This is a genomic window from Rufibacter tibetensis, from assembly GCF_001310085.1.
Taxonomy (GTDB): Bacteria; Bacteroidota; Bacteroidia; order Cytophagales; family Hymenobacteraceae; genus Nibribacter; species Nibribacter tibetensis.
The window spans coordinates 2,275,031-2,295,599 of record NZ_CP012643.1 but is presented as its reverse complement, the minus strand read 5'-3'; the positions used below and the strand labels follow the sequence as shown (position 1 = coordinate 2,295,599).

At 49.4% G+C, this 20,569-nt stretch carries 17 protein-coding genes; 5 read left to right on the top strand and 12 right to left on the bottom strand.

Features of this window, described 5'->3' with window-relative positions; all coding sequences use genetic code 11:
* Window positions 1-18 precede the first annotated feature (18 nt).
* Window positions 19-2,088, top strand: coding sequence for an insulinase family protein (locus tag DC20_RS09185; RefSeq protein WP_062543561.1), 2,070 nt, complete (start codon window positions 19-21; stop codon window positions 2,086-2,088).
* Between the two features lie 147 nt (window positions 2,089-2,235).
* Here the strand turns inward: DC20_RS09185 and DC20_RS09180 are convergent, their stop codons facing one another.
* The 9 genes from DC20_RS09180 to DC20_RS09140 form a co-directional block, all read right to left on the bottom strand.
* The gene (locus DC20_RS09180; RefSeq protein ID WP_062543560.1) at window positions 2,236-3,120 is read right to left on the bottom strand and encodes a DUF58 domain-containing protein; all 885 of its coding nucleotides are present in this window, start codon (window positions 3,118-3,120) and stop codon (window positions 2,236-2,238) included.
* A 174-nt stretch (window positions 3,121-3,294) separates the two neighbouring features.
* The gene (locus tag DC20_RS09175; protein WP_062543559.1) at window positions 3,295-4,290 is read right to left on the bottom strand and encodes an AAA family ATPase; all 996 of its coding nucleotides are present in this window, start codon (window positions 4,288-4,290) and stop codon (window positions 3,295-3,297) included.
* A gap of 312 nt (window positions 4,291-4,602) precedes the next feature.
* Entirely contained in the window at window positions 4,603-5,223 is a 621-nt protein-coding gene (locus DC20_RS09170) for a DUF4159 domain-containing protein (RefSeq protein ID WP_062545885.1), read from the bottom strand.
* A gap of 58 nt (window positions 5,224-5,281) precedes the next feature.
* Window positions 5,282-6,598, bottom strand: coding sequence for a TldD/PmbA family protein (locus tag DC20_RS09165; RefSeq protein ID WP_062543558.1), 1,317 nt, complete (start codon window positions 6,596-6,598; stop codon window positions 5,282-5,284).
* A gap of 75 nt (window positions 6,599-6,673) precedes the next feature.
* Window positions 6,674-8,317, bottom strand: a complete 1,644-nt coding sequence (locus tag DC20_RS09160; protein WP_062543557.1) for a TldD/PmbA family protein — start codon at window positions 8,315-8,317, stop codon at window positions 6,674-6,676.
* A 297-nt stretch (window positions 8,318-8,614) separates the two neighbouring features.
* Window positions 8,615-11,353: a S8/S53 family peptidase gene (locus DC20_RS09155; protein WP_062543556.1), complete on the bottom strand. Its 2,739-nt coding sequence runs from the start codon at window positions 11,351-11,353 to the stop codon at window positions 8,615-8,617.
* Window positions 11,354-11,991: 638 nt separating this feature from the next.
* Entirely contained in the window at window positions 11,992-12,696 is a 705-nt protein-coding gene (locus DC20_RS09150; protein ID WP_062543555.1) for a head GIN domain-containing protein, read from the bottom strand.
* Between the two features lie 82 nt (window positions 12,697-12,778).
* Entirely contained in the window at window positions 12,779-13,801 is a 1,023-nt protein-coding gene (locus tag DC20_RS09145) for a DUF3667 domain-containing protein (RefSeq protein WP_062543554.1), read from the bottom strand.
* A 208-nt stretch (window positions 13,802-14,009) separates the two neighbouring features.
* Window positions 14,010-14,528 carry a hypothetical protein gene (locus DC20_RS09140; RefSeq protein WP_062543553.1) on the bottom strand — a complete coding sequence of 173 codons (519 nt, stop codon included), beginning with the start codon at window positions 14,526-14,528 and terminating at the stop codon, window positions 14,010-14,012.
* 263 nt (window positions 14,529-14,791) lie between these two features.
* Here DC20_RS09140 and DC20_RS09135 point away from each other — a divergent pair, with 263 nt between their 5' ends.
* Complete coding sequence (locus tag DC20_RS09135; protein ID WP_062543552.1) at window positions 14,792-15,286, top strand: hypothetical protein; 495 nt, start codon at window positions 14,792-14,794, stop codon at window positions 15,284-15,286.
* A gap of 125 nt (window positions 15,287-15,411) precedes the next feature.
* Window positions 15,412-15,876: a GNAT family N-acetyltransferase gene (locus DC20_RS09130; RefSeq protein ID WP_062543551.1), complete on the top strand. Its 465-nt coding sequence runs from the start codon at window positions 15,412-15,414 to the stop codon at window positions 15,874-15,876.
* A 161-nt stretch (window positions 15,877-16,037) separates the two neighbouring features.
* Here DC20_RS09130 and DC20_RS09125 read toward each other — a convergent pair whose 3' ends face one another.
* Complete coding sequence (locus tag DC20_RS09125) at window positions 16,038-18,110, bottom strand: M56 family metallopeptidase (RefSeq protein ID WP_062543550.1); 2,073 nt, start codon at window positions 18,108-18,110, stop codon at window positions 16,038-16,040.
* Window positions 18,088-18,489: a BlaI/MecI/CopY family transcriptional regulator gene (locus DC20_RS09120; RefSeq protein WP_062543549.1), complete on the bottom strand. Its 402-nt coding sequence runs from the start codon at window positions 18,487-18,489 to the stop codon at window positions 18,088-18,090. The genes DC20_RS09125 and DC20_RS09120 overlap by 23 nt, the downstream gene beginning before the upstream one ends.
* A 279-nt stretch (window positions 18,490-18,768) precedes the next feature.
* On the opposite strand from DC20_RS09120, the gene DC20_RS09115 reads away from it, so the two are divergent.
* Window positions 18,769-19,314, top strand: a complete 546-nt coding sequence (locus DC20_RS09115; RefSeq protein WP_157593114.1) for a hypothetical protein — start codon at window positions 18,769-18,771, stop codon at window positions 19,312-19,314.
* Window positions 19,315-19,386: 72 nt separating this feature from the next.
* Here the strand turns inward: DC20_RS09115 and DC20_RS09110 are convergent, their stop codons facing one another.
* The gene (locus tag DC20_RS09110) at window positions 19,387-19,590 is read right to left on the bottom strand and encodes a hypothetical protein (RefSeq protein ID WP_062543547.1); all 204 of its coding nucleotides are present in this window, start codon (window positions 19,588-19,590) and stop codon (window positions 19,387-19,389) included.
* A gap of 484 nt (window positions 19,591-20,074) precedes the next feature.
* Here DC20_RS09110 and arfB point away from each other — a divergent pair, with 484 nt between their 5' ends.
* Window positions 20,075-20,479 (top strand): alternative ribosome rescue aminoacyl-tRNA hydrolase ArfB, encoded by a 405-nt coding sequence (arfB, locus tag DC20_RS09105; protein WP_062545884.1) that lies wholly within the window; start codon window positions 20,075-20,077, stop codon window positions 20,477-20,479.
* Window positions 20,480-20,569: the final 90 nt, after the last annotated feature.

The following is a 20,569-nucleotide window of genomic DNA, read 5'->3' as shown; positions in this document are numbered from 1 at the left end:
TCTTATTCACAGAATTCCATGAAAAAATATATTTCGATTTTCTTTTTGGCGCTGGTAGTCTCTTTTGGCAGCTCGGCCCAGACAAAGCAAACGCCACCGCCTGCGGGTCCGGCTCCTACCATTGAAATAGGTAAATACGAGTCTTTCACACTTTCTAATGGCCTAAGAGTGTACGTGGTGGAAAACCACAACCTGCCTACCGTGGCCATGAGTTTGGTACTGGACCGCGCCCCTCTTTTGGAAGGCGAGAAAGCAGGCCTCACCGGAGCCGCTGGCTATTTGATGCGCACCGGTACCACCACCCGCACCAAAGACCAGCTAGACGAGCAGATTGACTTCATCGGGGCATCCCTGAACACCTCCGCTACCGGCTTCTCGGCCTCAGGCCTGAAGAAACACTTTCCTAAATTGCTGGAATTAACCGCCGATGTAGTGTTGCGTCCGCAGTTCAAGCAGGAAGAGTTGGACAAGTTCAAGAAGCAGATGGCCTCTAACCTGGCGTCGTCAAAAGATGACCCGGCTACTATTGAAAGAAACGCTCAACAGGCTCTGCTTTATGGCAAAACTCATCCGTATGGCGAGGTGATCACGGAAAAAACCGTAGGCAACATCTCGTTAACCGATGTGCAGAATTACTACACCTCGTACTTCAGACCGAACATTGGCTACTTAGCCATTGTGGGCGACATTACCCCCAAAGACGCGAAGAAGCTGGTGAAGGAGTACTTTGGCAAATGGAAAAACGCCGATGTGAAACAGAACACCTATCCGGTTCCAGCCGCCTTGGCTGGCAACCAGGTAGCAGTCATAGACCGTCCCAACTCGGTACAGTCAAACATCTCCGTAACCTATGCCGTTGATTTGAAGCCCGGCAGCCCAGATGCCATTGCCGCCAGTTTGATGAACAACATCCTGGGTGGCTCTTTTGCCCGCCTGGATGCGAACCTGCGTGAGAAGCACGCCTACACCTACGGCTCCAACTCTTCTCTGTCTAACGACCGTATTTCTGGCCGTTTTAGTGCGTTCGCCAGCGTGCGGAATACCGTCACTGATAGCGCCTTCACCCAGATCATGTTTGAAATGGATCGCCTGCGCAAAGAGCCTGTCTCTGCTGAGGAGTTGCAGAAGGTAAAGAACATGATCATTGGTTCCTTCGCCCGTTCTTTGGAGAACCCGCTTACGGTAGCCATGTTCGCCATCAACACCGCGCGCTACAACCTACCACAAGATTACTATGCCAACTACCTGAAGAACGTAGCTGCGGTAACACCTGCTGACATCCAGCGCGTGGCCCAGAAATACCTTCAGCCGGAGAAAGCCTATTTAGTAGCCGTGGGCAACGCCCGTGAAATCTCTGACAAGCTGAAGCGCTTCAACGCTAACCAGCCCATTGCTTACCTGAATGCATTTGGTGAAAAAGTTGACGCTCCTTTGATGTCGCTCCCGGCAGGCGTGAACGTGCAAACCGTACTGGCTGCCTACATCAACGCCATTGGTGGTAAAGCGAACGTGGAGAAAGTAAAGGACCTGACCATTAAACGAACCATGAAGGTACCTGGCGCGCAACTGGCAGTAACGGTGCAGCAAAAGGGTGCCGACAAGTCGTTGATGACTATCAGATTCAACGAGAATGAGATTAACCGGGTGGCCATCAACGGCACCAAAGGCGCAATCATCACACAAGGTCAGGTAAAAGAAATGTCCCCGGCAGAACTGCAGGACCAAAAACTGGACATCTGGACGAACTTCCTGAACTATGACCAATTAGGGGTGAAACTGGCCCTGAACCAGGTAGAGAAAGTAGAAGGCCGCGATGCTTATAAACTGGAACTGACCCTGCCTAGCGGCAAAAAGTCTTACCACTACTTTGACAAGGAAACCGGTTTGAAAATCCGCGAGGTAGCTACTGAGCAAACTTCAGTTGGTACCGCCAACCAAACTACCGACCTGAAAGATTACCGCGAGGTGAACGGCATCAAGTTCCCGCACCAGATTGACCTGCACATTGGCAGCCAGGTGATTACCTCTACCGTGAACAGCGTAGAAATCAACAAGAACCTGAAAGACGATGTCTTCAAACTAAAATAGGTTCTTCTGCCTACAGTAAGCGGTCCCGTTTACCAGCCTTTTTCTGAAAAGAGCCGGTAAAAGGGACCGCTTTTTTATGCTTTCTGCCGAAGGGAAAGATAAGATTTGTTTTCAGGCTGATTTTAGAAAAGAAGGCTCAGAACTACTTTACTGCCTGGCCCGGCTCATCAGGAAAGCCCGAAGCGCTTTGTCCAAAGGCTCATGCAGGTGGAACCTCTCGTAATGGATTAGCTTTTTGCGGGTGTCGGTTTCCAGACCTTTGAGCCATTCTTGCAGGCGGGAAAGATACTCGGCCCGTTGCGCGTCAGAACTCACCTGAATGGTCTGCCCGGTCTCTAAATCCTGAAAGGAAATCTGCCCTTGATAGGTGAACTCCAGTTCATTTTTGCCCATGAGGTGGAACAGAAGCGTGTCTTTCTCCCGGGCCCCTATCTTGCGCAGCGTCTCGGTTATCTCTGATGCTTGCTCGTACATATCGGACACAAACACCGTGATCTCTCTTTGGCGCTTTTTCGCAAAAACGGGTGCTAAACGGTCAGCGGCCGGGAAAAGCCCATTTGGTTTCACGTGCTCCAACTGATGGAAGAACCGCTGCAAATGCTGACTGGATTGCTGCGGCGCCAACTGCACCAACTGCTCCTCCTGCACCACAAACAACCCGATGGCATCGCCTTGCTGAATGGCCAGATATGCCAGCGCCGCTACCAGATACCGGGCGTAGTCCAGCTTCGTCAAATCCCCATCCTTATGGGCCATGGAGCCGCTAGCATCCACCACGAACCGCACCGCTACACTGCTATCTACCTCAGATTCCCGGATGTAATACCTATCTGACCGCGCAAACATTTTCCAATCCAGCTGCCGCAGATCATCGCCGGGCTGGTAGCTCCGGTACTGCGCAAACTCAATGCCCGCTCCCCGCCTTACGCTCTGGTTTTGCCCCAACATAAAACCATCCACTACCGCCCTGGCAATCAGGCGCAGGTCTTTGATGGCGGCGAAGGTTTGAGGGTTGAGGAGACGGTGGGGCATTGTTAAAATTCTTTAACTGACTTTAGCACAAAGAAATCTATTCTTTTTTCTGTCATCTTGGAAAGATCTTGTGAGCGAACTAGAAAGGCATTAAATCAGCGCTACTACCGCTTGCCCACAAGATCCTTTCAGGATGACACAAGAGAGTACTCCTCTATCATAGATTAGCTTGATTTACCGCAGCACTTCCCGTGGCTGTTCCACTCCTTTCAACAATTCCTCCACAACTCTGTCTGTAGAGATGTTATCCGCCTCCGCGGAGAAGTTCACGAGCACCCTATGCCGAAGCACCGGATACGCCATAGTCTGCAAGTCTGGCATGGTCACTGCGAAACGGCCTTGTAGCAGAGCACGGGCTTTGGCGGTAAGAATAAGCGCCTGACCAGCGCGCGGACCGGCACCCCAACGCACGAACTCCTGCACAAACGGTACTGAACTGTCCTCAGGACGAGTGGCACGCACCAGGCGCGCTACGTAGGCTACCAGTTCATCTGAAATGGAGACCTCGCGTACTAAGCCTTGCAGGGCCAGAATTTCGGGACCTGATAAAACAGGTTGCACTTTCTCCCGCTGTCCACCTGTGGTGCTTTTCAAGACAGAAATCTCCTCCAGTTCTGTGGGATACTTAATCTTAATGTAGAGCAGAAAGCGGTCTAGTTGAGCCTCGGGCAAGGGATACGTACCGCTTTGTTCAATGGGGTTCTGGGTAGCGAGCAGGAAGAAGGGGCGCGGCAATGGGTACGTCTTTCCGGCGTAGGTTACCTCGAATTCCTGCATGGCTTCCAGCAGCGCCGCCTGGGTTTTAGGAGGCGTCCGGTTGATCTCATCTGCTAAGACAATGCTGGCGAAGATGGGGCCTTCGTTGAATTGGAAGAACCGTTTGCCGGTAGTGTGGTCTTCTTCCAGCACTTCGGTGCCCAAGATGTCCGTGGGCATCAAGTCTGGCGTGAATTGGATTCGGCGGAAAGGCAAATCGACAGCATTCGCTAGGGTACGCACCAGTAAGGTTTTGGCCAAACCTGGTACGCCCTCTAACAATCCGTGCCCACCAGCCAGAAGCGTGATAAGCACTTCATCCAGTACTTCCTGCTGGCCTACAATGATTTTACTTATTTCCTGCCTAAGCGCAGGTAGTTTATTTAAGAGTTGAGTTACTTCTTGTGCGGTCACGTGGGGCGTAAACTAGACGTCAATTACTTTGATTAGTAAGTAAGCGATTGTTGAGGTAATCGCCATAGTGTTTAGGGAGTGTTTTTCAGAAAATGCTTGGAAAAACAGCTTTGCTAGTAGCGATGATACTTGTTAAGCTGGCGCGAGCCTCCGGCTCGTGTCCGCACGTATTGCTGATTCCTTTTCAAGTTGATTACTCAAACTAATTTTGCTTTGCGTCCGGACACGAGCCGGAGGCTCGCGCCAGCGGTATATGGTACTACCAATTTTTCGCTTCTAACGCGATTGTATAAAACAAGCCTAAACTACGGCTTAACTCATGAGCGCGTACATCACAATGTTCACCCCAAACTTGGTGTTGTCCTCGGCCAGCCAGCGCTTGTTCCGGAAGTCATAGTCCCACTCGCAGCCGTAGTCTTTGTTGCTGTAGAGCACGGCAATGCGGCCATTCACTTCATAAGCTTTGAGGTAGTCATGCACCAGGTCATCACCCCAGCCATTGAGCTCAAAAGACGTGGTGGGCGGACCTTCTTCAAACTTGAAAAAAGAACGGTACAGCGGGTGGTTGTTAGGAATTTTCTTCAAAGCCTTCGGGCCGAAGCATACGCGCATCTGCTCTTCAAATGAACGGGCAAACAAACCGTCTATGTCATGGTTGCAGTCATCTACAAACACGAAGCCGCCGTTCTGCACGTAGCGCTCAAAGTTGGCCTTTTCCTTCGCGTTGAACTGCACCAGTTTGTGCCCGCTCAGGTAGCAGAATGGGTAACGGAACAGCTCGGTGCTTTCCAGACTGACCACCTTCTCCTGTTCCACAATGGGCACGGTAGTGTACTCCACCATTGAGTGCAGCAGGTTAGAAGGCATACGCTGGTCGGTGTCCCAGTTGCCGGAGCGGTATTGCAGGCGTACGAAGGTGAAAAGAGCGGGCATGTAAAGAAAAGAAAGCCGTTCCACCAGGTAGAACGGCTTTACAGGTTATATCTGTGAATTATACAGCGTCAGACAAGCTGGTGAAGGTGAAGTCTCTGATTTTCATTGGAGGCACCAGGTTCCCGCCAATGCGCTGCGGTTTGCCCATGGCCTCCAGGTTGTTTAGCATGATCACCGGGCTTTCGTTGAAACGGAAGTTCTTCACTGGGTGCTTGATCTTGCCGTTCTCAATGTAGAAGGTTCCGTCACGGGTAAGGCCGGTGTAAAGCAGGGTTTGTGGGTCTACTGCCCTGATGTACCACAAACGGGTGACCAAAATGCCTTTCTGGGTGCCTTTGATCAGGTCTTCCAGGCTCTGGTTTCCGCCAGCCATGATGAAACCTCCCGGGGCAGGCAAGCCTTTCACGCCTTTTTTCTGCGCCCAGAATTGTGAATACGGGATGTTTTTCACCACACCTTTATCAATCCAGGTCACTTTCTCGTGCGGACGGCCATCATTAGACCAGGTAGAGGAAGGCACCTCAGGGTTGGTGGGGTCGGACGTGATGGTCACGCGCTCATCAAACATTTTCTCGCCCAGCTTGATCTTCCCGCCGGGTTTGCTCAGGAAAGAACGGCCTTCTTCAGCGGAGCGGGCATCCATGCTGCGGAACATGTTCTGCAGCAAATCAACTGCGGCAGTAGGCTCCAGAATCACCGTGTATTTGCCCGGCTCAATGGCTTTGGCATTTACAGAGGTTAAAGCTTTTTGTGCCGCTATGTTAGAAGCAGCAGCGGTGTCCAGTTTGCTGACATCGCTTACGTCACGGGTCACATAGCCAGAACCGGTACCGTCAGCGGTACGCATGGTCACGGAAAAATCTACGTTTGAGCTTTGGTTATAGGCGAACAGGCCTTTGGAATTCATCTTGGCGCTGAACCCACTGCGGTCTTCCCAGAACCCGGCAGCCGTCAGTTTTTTGCTGTCGGCGAGCTGCATGCTTTTTCCGGCGGCCTCAGCCCGGTACTCAGGGTTGATGTCATGGGTAGACTTGAACCAGGCGTTGCTGGGCAGGTAGTTCTGTGGTCCCAGCATGGGCACGTACTCCGGGCTTTCCGGGGCTATGCGGGCTACCTCTTCGGCCCGGCGCACTACCTTTTCCAGGGAGGCATCATCAAACTCATTGATGGTGGCCACGCCAGAACGTTTCCCGAAGCGGGATTCTACGGCCAGAGACATGTTTTCTTCTTCACCGCTGGTAGACACGGTGCTACGGGCATAACGGATGTTTCCGCCTTTATAACCGGTGAGGTTTACCTCGCACTCATCGGCTTTGGAATAGCCCAGCGCCTTTTTGAGGAGCGCCTGCGCTTGATCTTTACTTAATATTGCCATTTGGTTAGTATCACGTATCGAGTTGTAAGACCCACAACTCTGCAGTTGCAAAGCAGGGTCTTTCCTCGTGTTTTATTAAATCTTACGACCAGTATTGATCACGTTCACGCCGTTGAAACGGGTATGGGACGAGCCGTGCGAAACAGCACTTACCTGGCTAGGCTGGCCTTTGCCGTCAAAGAACGACCCGAACATGCGGTAGTCGCTCTCGTCGCAGATGGCGGCGCAGGAGTTCCAGAATTCCTGGGTATTGCTTTGGTACGCCACATCTTCCAGCGGACCTACGATTTTGCCGCCTTTGATCTCGTAAAACAACTGACCGCCAAACTGGAAGTTGTAGCGCTGTTGGTCAATAGAATAAGAACCGCGTCCGGCAATGTACACGCCACGGTCTACGCCTTTGATCATGTCATCTACGCTCAATTTCTGCTTGCCCGGCGCCAGAGACACGTTTGGCATACGCTGGAATTGTACCGAGCTCCAGTTGTCGGCGTAAGAGCAGCCGTGCGATTCTTTTTCGCCGATGATGTGCGCCTGATCACGGGTAGCCTGGTAGTTCACCAACACGCCATCTTTGATCAGGTCCCAGCGCTTGGTTTTCACGCCTTCATCGTCATAGCCTACGGCACCCAGAGAACCTTCCTGCACTTTGTCGGCGAAGATGTTCACGAGTTTGCTGCCGTACGGGAACGTTTTGGTTTTCCATTTGTCCAGCGTTGCGAAGGAAGTACCGGCGTAGTTGGCCTCGTAGCCTAGCACGCGGTCCAGTTCCAACGGGTGACCTACGCTTTCGTGGATAGTTAAGCCGAGGTGGTTCGGATCCAATACAAGGTCGTATTTACCGGCCATCACTGATTTAGCGGTCAATTTCTCGCGGGCTTGTTTGGCAGCCAGGCCAGCATCTGCGACAATGTCAAAGTACTTGTCATAGCCGGTCAGGCCAGTGCCTTCCGGGCCCTTCATGGTAGGTGCTTTTACTGTGAGGTATTCAAAGCCCATGCCCATAGGCGCGCTTAATGCATCGCGGGTTTTGAACTTGCCAGAGGTTTTGTCAACGGCAGTTACCGTGAAGTTGGGCCAGATACGGTGGATGTCCTGGTCAATGTAAGAACCGTCTGTAGAAGCAAAGTACTTCTGCTCGTTGATCTGGAACAGGGCCGAGTTCACGAAGTTGGCACCGGCAGCCAAAGCGGCGGCGTTGGCACTTAACAACAAATCGGCTTTCTCAGAAACGGGTACTGCGAAGGCGTTCTGTTTTATGGGTGTTTTCCAGGAAACCTCGCCATAACCCTGCTGCGGAGCTAACACCACAGGTTCTTTCTGCAGTTTGGAGTTCGCCTTGGCAATTGCCACCGCTTGCTCAGCGGCTTTGGCTATGCCTTTGTCGCTCACATCTGACGTGGCCGCGAAGCCCCAGGTGCCGTTGGCGATGACGCGCACCCCTACGCCGTAGCTCTCGGTGGTGCTGATGCCTTGTACTTGCTTTTCACGGGTAAACATATTCTGGGCCAGGTAACGGCCAATACGAACGTCGGTGTAGGTAGCGCCTTTGCTTTTGGCGGCGTTGAGGGCCACATCGGCGAGGCGTCTTTTCAGGACCACATCCACGGTTTCAAGGGCGCGGGCCGGATCAATTTCATGACCAAACGTTGGGACGTTAGACAGCAGCAGCCCTCCTACACCCATGGCGGTTAGTCCTATAAAATCACGTCTTTTCAAGAGTTTGTTTGTTAGGTAATCGACAGGTTTTCCAATGCAAAAGATTTGCACTCTTAAGTTTAACGCTTGTTAGGCAGGAAAACAAGCCAAAATCCAGAAAACAGCCTTAAAACAGGATAATTGCCGCTAATCCGTAGGATAATTTACAAAAGCAGGAGCTATCTCAGGTGAAGGGTTAGTTGAAGGAGGTTCTGTTCTCAAACCCAGAACTGAGCTATTCTTGCTAAAACAAAAAAGCAGCCATCCTTTCCAGATGGCTGCTTTTAATGGTTGAAAGAAACAACTTAAGTTCTTCGCTTATTTGGTAAGTACCACACGGCTGGTTTGTACTTTGTTTCCGGTTTCTACTTTGTAAATGTACGTTCCGGCAGGCAGGTTAGCGCCATCAAAGGTCACGGCGTGCTTTCCTGATTTCTTGCTTTCAGAAACTAAGGACTGCACTTTGTTACCCATTACATCATACACGTTGATTTGCACCGGTCCATCTTGCGCTACAGTGTAGCTAATGGTGGTTCTGCCTGTGAATGGGTTAGGATATGCGTACATACGGTCATTGGCTACTACGGCAGTTGACGTGCTTGTTGCAGCAATTGGCTGGGTAGCAGCGTTCCACTGAGCGTGCGTGCGGGTGATGATCACCGCAAAATCTGCACGAGTCACATCCTGCAAAGGCTTGAAGGTAGCGTGCAGCGTAGGCTTCAGGTCATAAGGTCCTTGAGTCACCGCATAATAAGCGTTGATCAGGTTCAATTCTAAAGCCACACTTACATAGCCTTCCAGGCCAGCCGGAATCTGGGATGCATCTTCAATTGGGTACGTCACGCCATCAACCGTTACGGAAGGCGTTTTTCCGTTACGCTCTAAGGCAAACTTCTGCAAGCCCAGGGCCTGTACCAGTGAGTAAGACAACTCGGCTCTGTTTACTTTCCCGTTTGGAGCGAACTTACCGGCAGATACTGGTAACATGATGCCGTTGAAAGCATGTGCTCTGTCTCTCAAGGCACCACCTTTGGCCACAATAGACTCGGCTAACAGGTTTCTTTCTTTTACATCAGTCAATGTAAAGGAACCATCAATAGGCAGGAACTGACGAATGCCTTCGCCCATCATCAGGTAATCAGCTAAGTCAATACGCTTCAGAAGCTCATCTGGGCTGAAAGTTCCGCCGGCTAAACCATCAGCTAAACGGGCGCTTACGGCCATTTTGATAGAAGCTTCTGCCGGGTGGCCGGCAATGTCAGTCAGGCCAGTAGTACCAGCCGCTGTCATTTTGTTTACAACACCGTTGATCGTTTCAGGGAAAGCGACTCCGTTTAAGCCAGAGATTTCAACGGTCCAGGTACCAGCCTCAGGTGAAGCCACGGCTACCCCTCTGTCATAGCTCAACGCAAAAGTTACCGGAATACCAGCACTGGTTCTCACGCCACTTGGCGAAATAACGGTTAATCTTACAGGATTACCAGTTTCACCTTCAATACCAGTAGCTTTGATCTTAGCCTCAAGGCTGGTAGTACCTGAAGCTACATTGAATGTAGTTCTGTTGGTAGCAGTTGTAGCAGGATTATAGTTGATGGTGAATCTATCAGTTACACTGTTGGTGTTCACATTGCTGTTGAAAGATCTGGTGAGGTTAAGCGTAGAACCGTAAGGAGCAGCCGCTCTGAAGGCTCTGTCTACCGCTGCATACGCGTTCACGTACCCGGCACCTACTTCCCAGGAGGCTCTGTTAGGGATGTTAGTAGCAGTCTGCTGAAGGATCTCTTTCACCTGAGCAACTGACAAAGATGGGTTAGCATCCAGAATCAAGGCCACAATACCTGCTACGTGCGGAGCAGCCATAGACGTACCGCTTTTATGCGTGTAGAAAGGAACGTGCGCTGGCTCCATAGCGGCGGCATCTTGCTGGGCAGACAAAGCCGTAAGCGGCTCAGTTACTTTAGCAGAGATAATATCTACCCCAGGAGAAGTAACCGTAGGGCGGTCTTGCCATGAATAGTTCACACCGTCTAAGGTGAAAGATCCACCTTTGTTCTGGATACCTCTGGAAGAGAAGCTTGCCAAACGGCCAGATTTATCTCCGGCGGCTACGGCAATTACCCAAGGCGCTTTTTTGTATTTACCAGTAATGGTTCCTGAACCAGGACCAGAGTTACCAGCCGAGAAAACCACTACTATGTTTCTGTCAACGCAGCGCTTAGTAGCCATGGTAATAGGATCAGCAGGGTTTACGTCTGTACCAGTGTCACTGGTAGTTCCGAAGGAGTTGGTGATTACTCTGATGTTGTATTGAGCCTGATTGATGATAGCGTAGTCAAAGCCAGACAACACATCCAATAGCAGGAGCGCTGCACCAGAACCATAGCCTACCAGATCAGCGCCAGGTGCCACACCGGTGTACTTGCCGCTAGAGGCCTGACCAGTACCGCCCACAATACCTGCTACGTGGGTACCATGTCCGCCGGTAGCATCTGTGTTAGGAACGTTTTCAACAGGAGTGTAAGGAAGAATGCCATTCACTGATCTCAGGTTGGTGGCAGCCGTTACGTTTTGCTTCAGGTTTTTACCGAACTGTAAATCTGGGTGGGTACCATCTACGCCACTGTCATTTACTAAAACGCCAATTCCTCTGCCAGAAACCGGGAAACCACCATTCTTAGAGGTAAAGCCAGCCTCATTGCGCAGCTTGTCTACCCCGGTAAGGGCAGTAGCACCATCATTTTCATGGCTGAGAGATTCGTTCAGGTACAATGACAAAACTCGCTCGTCTTTGGCCAGGGCGTCTACCTGGGCGGCAGTAGCAATTACACCAGCAATAGGAAGGGCACGTAAGGTAAGCCCCTGGGCTATGCCCACACGGGTAAGGGAAGCAACATCTAATAGGGTGGGGGCGGATTGTCCTTTGAAGGTTACTACGACCTCCACAGGTAATAAATTGTTGGTGAGAGCTGCCTGTAGCTTTGGATCTACAAAGGCCTGTGCGAAGACTTGGCTTGCTGCCATAAGGCAGAAAGCCACAACGGCTAAAATTCTTCTCATACAGTAAGGGGGTAAAGGTTTTAGAATAATGTTTGTTTGTAGGTTGTAAAGGGATTTTGAATGGTACCTACGGGGAATTATGTCAAGTGGGTTTTCCTATATTTGAATAATATAACTGCATTTTTCCACCAAAAACAAGCGTTCGTTTAACCTCACATATTCTCATATCAATGTAAATTTGAAACATAGCAGGAACACACAAGAAAAGGTGCCGTTTATGAGCGAAAAAGCTTCATTATAGCTTTGTTAACTTCGTGTTTTCTGATGCAACTTTATTTTCGTTTCTATCTACATTTCTGTAAAAAAGGTAGAAAAATACAATAACCTTCCAAACATACTTTCGTTGCAAAAACTCGTTTGTTGCTCTACTCTGCTATTTTCTAAGCCTAGGAGCCAAGTTACTTTGGAACAAAGATGCTAAGCAGCATATCTAAGAAGCGTGGCAGGCAGAACCAATCCAAAGCAGAAGTTACATGCTTCAGCCATTGTTCGGCACTTCCCTCACTAACTTGAATCCTAGGCCTGCGTCCAACCATGAAGGGAGAAGAGGAACCTTATTAAGCTTACCAATAAAAGAAGCCAGGCCTCGGTTGAAGGATCAACCGGGGCCTGGCTTTTAAAATGAAGCAGAATGTGACTTAGATAGGTCGTACTTTGCCCATTCCGGAGTGGTTTATTTTAGGAGAACCTTTGTACCCTACACTTACAATGCCTGCGGCTTCTACATGTAACTCTTTGGAAACATTTACCTGGGCATTGCTGGCACCAGCGGCGTCAATGGTGAAATAATCGGTTTTAAGGTCTACTGCTTTAAGGCTGGCAGCACCGGCCAAATCTAGTTTCACGGTTTCAGCGCGACCGCGCAGGGTGATGTCAGTACCGCCTGCTATGTTAGCAATGAGTTCTTTTACCTGCAGAGCCATTTCCACGTTGATTCCTCCGCTGAAGTCAAACTTCAGGCTAGTCCCGTTGATAGTGTTGGCAGAAGTAAGCTTGATGCCCCCGCTCAGGTTAAGGCTTTTCAGGTCTTTTACTGTTACGTACGCTTTCAGGCGCTTCGCATTCTTAATCCCCGGCTTGGTTTTGATATGCAGAATGCCATCCTGCACCGTAGATTCAATAAATGGAAGAATGTTCTCTTCGGCTTCCAGTTTGAGGCTTTCAGCAGTACCTTGGGTAAGCACCACTTCAAACCCACCGCTTACCCGAAGCCCTGTAAAGGTAGACACTTTGCGACTTTCCGTTTTGAAGTTGCCGTTCCCTTCTACAGACTGGGCTTGTACCTGGGGCGCTAAGCTAAGGATTGCTACTACTAGCAGGAGGCAAGAGAATATCTTTTTCATGGTGCAGGAAGTTTAGGATTGTTTCTTTCATAGATGCAGAGATCTGAGAAAGGTTGCTTCCTGCCTTTACAAACACTGGAGATTACATCACGGCACTAACCACCAAACCCAACATCAATGTAATTACCCCCGCAAAGAGGTACAGGAAAAGAACTCCCACCATGTTAAAGAATGTGCGCAACTTGCTGCGCTTAAACACGCGTTTTAAGCCTAAATACAAGTAGAGCAGCCCCAGCAGATTTGCCCAGCGAAAGGGATCTAAGGAGGTAAACAGGTACAGTGAAAGCAGGCAGATGCTGTACATCACAAAAATGAAACAGTGCAGGTGTATGCTGAAGATCAAATGCTCCATGTAAAACCGTCGTGCCCTCCTGAAAACTACTTTTAACAAGAGGGCAAAGACCGGCATCAGCACAAACATCATCACAGAGAAATACTTCACCGCTTTCAATGTCAATTCATTTTTAGTGAGTCGCTGCAAATCTGCCACTTTCTGCAACCCACCACGGGTAAGCCTGTTCTTGCTCTCAATGCCTAAAGCCGTGAGGGTGGCATCTAATTGGGCGGTAGAGGCATTAGGTGGCAGGTTCTCCAGGGTTCTGAACTTTTCTTCTTCCTGTTTAGAAGAAAGCACTAAAAGGCTATCACTGAGTTCCTGCACCTCCTTCAACTCCTTCTTAAGGGAATCTGTGGCATAAGCGCCACCCACATCGGTCAGGTTTTCTGGTTGGGTGAGCACCTTAATGTCTGCCTGCAAAGGCTTGTCACCGCCTTTGGTATGGCCTACCCGCAAAGAGAGCAGAAAGAAGAAAACAAAGCTGATGAAGACGTACAATCTGATGGGTGGCACATAGCCCATGCGCCTCCCCCGGTGAAACTCATTGGTGAGCTTACCCGGATAAAAAAGCAGGTATTTGACCGTCGTCCAGAACTTGCTGTCATAGTGAATGGTTCCTTCCAGCAGTTCCAGTGCCACGTGGTTGAAGGGAACGTTCAGGTCATGATTCTCCTGGCCGCAGCGGGGGCAAAAGTTGTCTGGCTGCTCAGAGGTGAACGCGTAATCGCAATTAGTGCAGACAGGATATTTCCGGAGGTGCTTGCCCATAAAGCTTCAAATACTGGCTATATATAAGAAGCAATATACTGTAATCTAAGGCAAGTATCAATGCCTTCTCTCAAGACAAGCCGGCACAGAAAAAACTTCGTTCTGTACTTTCCGGGAAAAGATAGCAGAAGGCTGAGCTCCGGCAGTTATGAAAAATCTCCGCAGCTCTGTTTTAAGCCTTTTATCTTAAAAGCAGCCACAAAACAAGCTACACCCGCAATACTCCATTAGCCCCAAAACCTACAGCCCCCTCGGTTTGGGAGTTGCTGAAGAGGCGCCAGAAATAGGCTGATTCTTCCAGGATGCCTTGAGAAGGCTGAATACTTAACACCCGATTGCCTTCCAGGGAAATCGTCAGTTCTCCCTCAGGAGAAGCAGTTACCTGCCAGACACGTAAGGTCTCCTTGTGGTCCCGCACCAACTCCTGCAATTTGCGGTCTCTGAGGTTGCTGCCAGGTACCTGTGGGTCAAAGGCCGGGTCTGCCAACGCTTTGGTGTCTCCCGGGATTTCCACCTCCTCAAACCGGATGGTTACTTCCCCTGCCTCCTGGAGTTGCCAATGGCACGCCACCTCTAACGTCCAGGCACCTACATCCAGAATCAGGCCGCTCGCATTCATGATATGGGCCTTCCCGAAATGGAAGAACTGCACATGCCCCAGCCGGGTGGTTTTGGTCAACGGCAGCCCCAATAGATGCTGCATTTCCGGAAAGATGTTCTCACTCATACGCGCGTGTCTTAAAACTCAAGCGAATGTACGGATTTACCAGCGTTGAGGAGGCACTCTGTTTCAGAACTGGTTTTGAAAAAACAAGCCGAAAGAGGTCTGACAATTTTGAGACTATAAGAGCAGCTCATTTCCTTTAGCCAGATACATCTCTGTTAATCTCAACAATAAAGCGTATGTTTATTCTACAACATTGAATGATGCTCAGCAGGATTAGAGCCAGCCTGTATCTTACACCAAAGCCTCAGAAAAATCTTTGTCTTATGAAAAAACTGTTTTCTATCCTGGTTCTACTGTGCTCTGGATTTGTTTCTTTAGGGCAGGAACTTGGGGCCACTGAATTTTACCGACACCTAATCAAGGCCATAGAAGACGGCGGCTCAGATTCTATCACCCTCACCACTATAAATTACGGCTGCCTAGGAAGTCAAATAAACTGGACCGCCAATCTCAAAAAGGAAGGAAAGTTGGTGAAGGTTGATTTTTACTCCCAAAAACGCAAAGATGCCGCTAACCCCTCCTCTGAACTTGAGACAACTCTGGACACAACTTTAACTGTGGAAAAAAGCACCTTAAAGAAGAGACTGGAAGTAGAGGTCTCGGAAATAGTGTCAAGACCTGTGTTCATTGAGGGGAGCTTCAAAATTACGGTACACAAGGGCGGTTCAAACAAAGAATTTCAGTTTAGCAGAGGCGAAGGGTTGTCTTATATACTTCGCTACAATGAGACTTTCGGATCGTATCTAAATAAAAGATGAGTTACTCAAAAAGATGAGTTACTCATTGGCACTAACATATTAAACATTCTTTCCATTGATCTGACCTGAATTCAGTTCATCAACCATCCTTTACCCTGAACTTAAACAATCTAAAAATTTCAGGTATGACCCAAGAAGTAGTCATTAGGGAGTATACTCTTAAAGACAAGCCGGTAATTCTTGAGTTGCTGATGCTGAATACTCCCATGTATTTTTCTCCCGAAGAAGAAGCTGACTTAACCCACTACTTAGACCATGAAATTGAACAGTATTTTGTGTTGGAGTACCAGCACCAAGTAGTAGGCTGCGGAGGGGTTAACTTTTCAGAAGATCTGGCTACCGGGAAAATCAGCTGGGATATTCTACACCCCGAGCACCAGGGCAAAGGCTTAGGCAGTCTGCTTCTGCACTACCGGATCAAAAAGCTGCAGGAGTTGCCGCACATTCAAACCATCTCTGTCAGGACTTCTCAACTAGTCTACAAGTTTTATGAAAAGCAAGGCTTCCAACTACTGGAAGTGACAAAAGACTACTGGGCCAAAGGCTTTGACATGTACCGGATGGAGTATGTTCCCCAACAAAACGCCTAAGCAGTTCAACCCCGGTTTTTGAAACTATAGAAGTTCTTTATTGCGGATAGAAACTGCCAAACACACCAATCCCCTTCCAATTGTTTCAGCAGCCTTTTTAGAAAAGCATGCTTAAAACAGCAGGAAAGGGATTGTCGCTAAATAGTGTTCAAGAAGACCCGTTACTTGGTTCTCTCAGTGCTTACATTAGATTTGACCCTGAAGTTGGCTCCGTCTTTCTTCAGCATCAGTTCCACGTCTTCCCCAGTATTGGTTTGAATAATCTTCTTGTACTTCTGGAACAAGGCCTCTGATTGCTTTTTGTCATTCACGGTAAGCCCGTTTTTATCCAGATTAAATTCATAGTCCTCGTCAGTGGATTTGATCAGGCCATCAGCCACCAATGCAGTCTGGAGTTCTTTCATCATGGCATCATGTTTCTTTCTGCGCTCCTCGTGCTCTTTCATGCGCACGGTGTGTTCGGCCCGGCGTTTCTCATGGTCTTTTAACCGAAAAGTATGCTCCTCTATCCGGCGGCTGTGCTCTTCCAGCCGTTGGGCATTCTCCTCCATGCGGGCACCATGCCTGACTTGCATTCTGGCCTCAAACTCCAGTTGCTTGGTGCCAAACTCGGCCATTCTGGCCTGATATTCTTTCATGCGTGCCTCGTATTCCTTCAAGGCTTTTTGGTAGTCTTTGTTACCTTCCTTGTCATCGGATAAAGGGGGCACCGGAGGAACTGGTGGAACAGGAGGCACCGGGGCTACTCCTCTTCTGGGGGCAACGCCACGTGGCATAGGCGGCATAGGAGGTCTGGGTGCCATGCGTCTTGGGCCTCTGAAGAATTCTTCCTCTTCTATTCTTTCCAGGGATGCTTCTGCCCGTTCCATAGCTCTTTCCACTTCGTCATCGTCCCGGAGGGTTTTGCCTTTTTTGGCTGCTGCTAACTGTTGCTCTATGCGGCTTTGGTACTTGCCTAACTCACTTTTAGGCACACGCTGTCCATTCACATAGACCTCTACCACCTTGCCTTTTTTGTTTTGCACAATGATGAGGTCATCATCCAGTTGCTGCAATGTCAGGTCTTCTTCGTGTGGCTCTTGCGTTTCCTCCTGAGGCGCTACAACGATGGAAGATTTACCCGATGCAGGCTTCTCCTCCAAAGTATTCCCCTGTAAAGATTGATCGGGTAACGTGTAATTAGCCCAGGCACTGGCCGAAAAGACCATTACGCCGGCAATAATCGCGCAACTGGCCAGGAACCCTTCAGAAAAGGATGGACGAAGGGTTGATTTCTGTACTAACCGGGTAATGCGGCTCAGCAAAGACCGGCGACGGCCCGAAAAAGCCATGGCCAGACGGGGAGAGGTTTCGTTTGTTTTCATGAGCAGTTCTTCTAAGTGAGTTAAAGCGTAAGCATAGTTAAGGGAGTCTCCGCAGAGCGCAAGGGCCAGGTCATCGCAGGCGTGTTCGCGCTCGGTGCGGCCGCAATCAGAAATCCACCACACAGCTGGGTGGAAGAAAAACAAAGTTTCTACCCAGCTCTGCAACAGGTTCAGGAGGTAGTCGCGGCGATGAATGTGCGCCAGTTCATGCGCCAGAATGGCTTCTATTTGGGCAGTGGACAAGCCTGTTAATGCCCCCACCGGCAGTAAGATCAAAGGTTTGAAGTGTCCAATGACCATGGGCACCTGCACCAGGGCAGACTCTGCCACCTTCACTAATTGGCGCATTCCTAACCGGCGGGATAACTCCTGCGTTTTTTGCTGCCACTCCTGTGGCACCAGCCGGGTTCGATAAGACCTAAGGCGTTGCACATACACCCAGCCCCCCAGCACGCGCAACCCCATCAGCAACATGCCCAAAAGCCATAGCATGACCACTGCTGGCAGATGCTGGTTGAAATAGGCGTGCCCCTGTGCTAACGCGTTCTCCCAGAAAGAGGGCGGAGCCGTTTGCAGGATGGTAGTTTTCCAGTCAATACCTCCGGCTGAGGCTAATGCTGCCACTTCTTTAGAGGAGACGGCAGGAGTATAGAGGTTGTAGTAAGTGACCACTGAAAGAAGCAGCAAGGCCATCAGGCCGCCCCACGTTACCCAGTAACGGGTAGCTGCCGAGTGCCGGTGCATCAATCTTAGCAAAACGCCCACCAGCAGGGCCATTAAAGCTCCTTGCCAGAGAGAGTGCAGGAGCGTGTAACCTAAGGCGTGCATCACTGCCTGCGGAATTGCATCATGAATCAGCGTTTGAGTCATCTTCCAGTTTCTTCAATAGGTGGCGGATTTGATTTAATTCATCTGGGGTGGTGCGGTGGTTGCCTAAGGCTTGCATCACCAATTTCATGGCCGAGCCCCGGAAGGTAGTATCCAGGAAGCGGCCCAGGAGGTGCTGTTGGGTTTCTTCTTCGGTTACGGCGGCCTGGTACACATGCGAGCGGCTTTCCTCATCGCGGGAAACCAGGTTCTTCTCGTGCATGATCTGCAGCAGTTTTAAAGTAGTGGTGTACCCGGTTTCTTTGGCTTTGCTCTGCTCTTCGTTTACAAACCGAACGGTGCTGGGGCCGTGCTGCCACAAGATCTGCAGGATTTCCAGTTCGGTCTCGGTGGGTTTTAAAGGGGCTTCGTTCTCACTCATGTTCTTGCGGGATCTATTCTACGACTCATTTCGTAGTTAATTATACGAAGCTTTTCGTAAAAAGAAAATAAATCCACGAATTATTTCGTAGATAAATTCATAATGTCATTCCTTCTATCTAAAGCATCTGATTTACAAGGGCCTAAATAAGTATATTGGGGTTAGCTAAAGAAAATGGCTTTTGGCCAGTGAAAGAAAAACCGTGGCCGAGCCGTTCTGCTGGTACATGTTCTCTGCTTTTAAAGCAGCTGTTTGAATTTCTCTTCCGTACTTTACCGCATGAAGAAAGTAATCTTGTTAGGGCTTTGCCTCTGTTTCCTGAGTTGCCTGCCAGCCCTGGCCCAACGCTATAAAACTGCCGCCGGTCTAAGGATTGGCAACGATGAGTTTGGAGGAACTATTCAGCAAAAAATTCTGGAAAAAACCACCCTGGAAGGCATGGTCACTGCCGGTCCCAGGCAGGTAACTGCCACTATATTGGCTGAGCAGCACTATCCTGTATTAGGACAACGCTTCAATTATTATTTGGGCGGTGGGGTACACGGCGGCCACTTGAAAGACTACGGCACCATCTATGGCGTAGATGGCATCTTGGGCCTGGAATACAAAATGAACGGACTCCCGTTCCTGCTATCTGCCGACATAAAACCCGCCATTCACCTTCGGCACGAGGAATGGTTTAATTTTGGGGGTGCCTTCTCTATCCGGTACGTCCTGATCAAGGAAAAGCCACCCACACCGGGTCAAATCATTAAAGGTATTTTCAGTCCTTCAGACAAAAAGAAAAAGAAGAAAAAGGAGGGCTCTTCTATTTTCGGTTTCTAACCCAGAAGGCACTTTCTGTTCAAAGCTCATTTCAGGAAAACAAACCCGAAACAACAAGGAACTAGCAGTTAATTACGCGCTGAAGGTTACTTTTCCGGCTGGGGCGTAGGCTACGGTGGTAGTCTCAGCAGCAGTATCAGCGGTTGGTGCCGGCATGTGTTTTCCAGATTGGTTAATGTAGATTACTTCTTGCTTGTAGTTAAGGCGGCTCAATGCATCTTTCAAGGCCAAACCAGAACCAAGGCACATCAAGAATAATAAGAAAATAACTTTCATAGCTTTAAGTTTTTAAGGTTAATGAATAGACTACTTAATTTATCTGGAGTTGCATCCCTGCTGAGCCTTGAACCGAAGCCTTCTCTTTTCTGCTGTTCTTCCTGTTCTGCTACACCTTAAAGATGCAAGCGTTGCTCTTTTGGTTGTCTGCTCTGGTAATTTTCTTTTCCAAACCTGTGCCAAATAGTTAAAATACTGGATTTCAATTGATTGATATCAAAAAGACACAACATAACTGTACACCCCTGAACTATATATGTCCAGAAATGAACAATTTGTGTTTCCCCGAACACTGTTGAGTTAGCTCTTGTGTGATTTTGCTATAAGAAGGGCGATACTAGCCTGAGCAAGGTCTTCCGGTCCGTGCTGCCGTTAAAATCAGCTACCTTTCTGTAACTAGAGTTGTTTGGTAAGGCCTTCCTTCTCAAACTTCCTCCGCTTGTTAGAGGCATATCACTCCGTGGCTCTCCTACGTATCCTGCCTATGCTTCCAGATTTAACCCCAGAATTGACATTCCAGACGTCGCGCAGCAGTGGCCCCGGCGGACAAAACGTGAATAAAGTAGCCAGTAGGGTAGAAGTCTGGTTTTCTATTGAGAGTTCGGCGCTCCTGACGCAGGAACAGAAAGACCTTTTGCTGGAGAAACTTGCGCCTCGCCTGAACAAGGAAAGCTTTTTACATTTGGCGAGCCAGGAAGACCGGAGCCAATTAGCCAACAAGGAACTGGTAGTGCAGAAGCTGTATGAGGTATTGGAGCAGGCTCTGCACCGCCCCAAACCTCGAAAAAAGACCAGGCCTTCTAAAGCTGCGGTGCAAAAGCGTTTATTAGCGAAGCAGAAGCATGGGCAGAAAAAAGCAAACCGTCGGGCTGCGGGCGGAGAAGAATGATGCTTGTTCTTGCTGGCGTGGTGTCTGTTTAATGCGAGGTCCTTATGCTTGATTGTTTCATTTTCTGCGATAAGCGCTCACGGCCGCGGG

Excerpts from the sequence above, each read along its gene's own strand:
- DC20_RS09170 (WP_062545885.1), bottom strand. The coding sequence starts at position 5,223 with ATGCCCGCTCTTTTCACCTTCGTACGCCTGCAATACCGCTCCGGCAAC.
- DC20_RS09185 (WP_062543561.1), top strand. The coding sequence starts at position 19 with ATGAAAAAATATATTTCGATTTTCTTTTTGGCGCTGGTAGTCTCTTTT.
- DC20_RS09145 (WP_062543554.1), bottom strand. The coding sequence starts at position 13,801 with ATGGGCAAGCACCTCCGGAAATATCCTGTCTGCACTAATTGCGATTAC.
- DC20_RS09155 (WP_062543556.1), bottom strand. The coding sequence starts at position 11,353 with ATGAGAAGAATTTTAGCCGTTGTGGCTTTCTGCCTTATGGCAGCAAGC.
- DC20_RS09140 (WP_062543553.1), bottom strand. The coding sequence starts at position 14,528 with ATGAGTGAGAACATCTTTCCGGAAATGCAGCATCTATTGGGGCTGCCG.
- DC20_RS09125 (WP_062543550.1), bottom strand. The coding sequence starts at position 18,110 with ATGACTCAAACGCTGATTCATGATGCAATTCCGCAGGCAGTGATGCAC.
- DC20_RS09165 (WP_062543558.1), bottom strand. The coding sequence starts at position 6,598 with ATGGCAATATTAAGTAAAGATCAAGCGCAGGCGCTCCTCAAAAAGGCG.
- DC20_RS09180 (WP_062543560.1), bottom strand. The coding sequence starts at position 3,120 with ATGCCCCACCGTCTCCTCAACCCTCAAACCTTCGCCGCCATCAAAGAC.
- DC20_RS09110 (WP_062543547.1), bottom strand. The coding sequence starts at position 19,590 with ATGAAAGTTATTTTCTTATTATTCTTGATGTGCCTTGGTTCTGGTTTG.
- arfB (WP_062545884.1), top strand. The coding sequence starts at position 20,075 with ATGCTTCCAGATTTAACCCCAGAATTGACATTCCAGACGTCGCGCAGC.
- DC20_RS09135 (WP_062543552.1), top strand. The coding sequence starts at position 14,792 with ATGAAAAAACTGTTTTCTATCCTGGTTCTACTGTGCTCTGGATTTGTT.
- DC20_RS09130 (WP_062543551.1), top strand. The coding sequence starts at position 15,412 with ATGACCCAAGAAGTAGTCATTAGGGAGTATACTCTTAAAGACAAGCCG.
- DC20_RS09115 (WP_157593114.1), top strand. The coding sequence starts at position 18,769 with ATGAAGAAAGTAATCTTGTTAGGGCTTTGCCTCTGTTTCCTGAGTTGC.
- DC20_RS09150 (WP_062543555.1), bottom strand. The coding sequence starts at position 12,696 with ATGAAAAAGATATTCTCTTGCCTCCTGCTAGTAGTAGCAATCCTTAGC.
- DC20_RS09120 (WP_062543549.1), bottom strand. The coding sequence starts at position 18,489 with ATGAGTGAGAACGAAGCCCCTTTAAAACCCACCGAGACCGAACTGGAA.